This window comes from Kitasatospora sp. NPDC022856 (genome assembly GCF_055561235.1).
This window is the reverse complement of the sequence record NZ_JBVHHE010000145.1, coordinates 1-1199: the sequence shown is the minus strand read 5'-3', so window position 1 is coordinate 1199 and position 1199 is coordinate 1. Positions and strand designations below refer to the sequence as shown.

Below are 1199 nucleotides of genomic sequence, written 5' to 3'. Positions count from 1 at the left end.
GCGGTGTCGATCAGCGGGACGTGGCTGAAGGCCTGCGGGAAGTTGCCGACCTGGCGCTTCTCCCGCGGGTCCCACTCCTCGGCGAGCAGGCCGAGGTCGTTGCGCAGCGACAGCAGCCGGTCGAACAGCTCGCGGGCCTCCTGCACCCGGCCGATCATGGCGAGGTCGTCGGCCAGCCAGAACGAGCAGGCCAGGAACGCGCCCTCGTGGCCGGAGAGGCCGTCCACGTTGTTGCCGCTCTCGTCGTGCGTCGGGTAGCGCAGCACGAAGCCGTCCTCGGTGGAGAGCTCGCGCTGGATCGCCTCGATGGTGCCGATCACCCGCTTGTCGTCCGGCGGGAGGAAGCCGACCTGCGGGATCAGCAGCAGCGAGGCGTCCAGCTCCTTGCCGCCGTAGTACTGGGTGAAGGTGTTGCGCTCCGGGTCGTAGCCCTTCTCGCAGACGTCGCGGTGGATGGTCGCCCGCAGCGTGCGCCAGCGCTCCAGGTGGCCGTCGGAGGGGGCGTCCTCGGGGTTCTGCTCCAGCAGCTTGATGGTCCGGTCGACCGCCACCCAGGCCATCACCTTGGAGTGGACGAAGTGCCGGCGCGGGCCGCGGACCTCCCAGATGCCCTCGTCCGGCTCCTGCCAGTGGTCCTCCAGGTAGTCGATGAGCCGCAGCTGGAGGTGGTGGGCGTGGTCGTTGCGGACCAGCCCGGTCATGTGGGCCAGGTGCAGGGCCTCGACGACCTCGCCGTAGACGTCCAGCTGCAGCTGGCCGGCGGCGCCGTTGCCGACCCGGACGGGCTGGGAGCCCTCGTAGCCGGGCAGCCAGTCCAGCGAGGACTCGGTGAGCTCGCGCTCGCCGGCGATGCCGTACATGATCTGCAGGTTCTCCGGGTCCCCGGCGACGGCGCGCAGCAGCCACTCGCGCCAGGCCCGGGCCTCGTCGCGGTAGCCGGTGCGCAGCAGTGAGGAGAGGGTGATGGCGGCGTCGCGGAGCCAGGTGTAGCGGTAGTCCCAGTTCCGCTCGCCGCCGATGTCCTCGGGCAGGGAGGTGGTGGGGGCGGCGACGATGCCGCCGGTGGGGGCGTAGGTGAGGCCCTTGAGGGTGATCAGGGAGCGGATCACCGCCTCGCGGTAGGGGCCCTGGTAGGTGCACTGGCCGGCCCACTCGTGCCAGAAGTCCGCGGTGGCGTCGAGCATCTCCTCGGCGTCCGG

General features: G+C 71.3%; 1 protein-coding gene. It reads right to left on the bottom strand.

All coding sequences use genetic code 11. From position 1 onward, the window contains the following. Window positions 1-1199 (bottom strand): glycoside hydrolase family 15 protein (locus tag ACZ34W_RS38740; RefSeq protein WP_465611213.1); only part of this gene is annotated, 1199 nt, incomplete at both ends.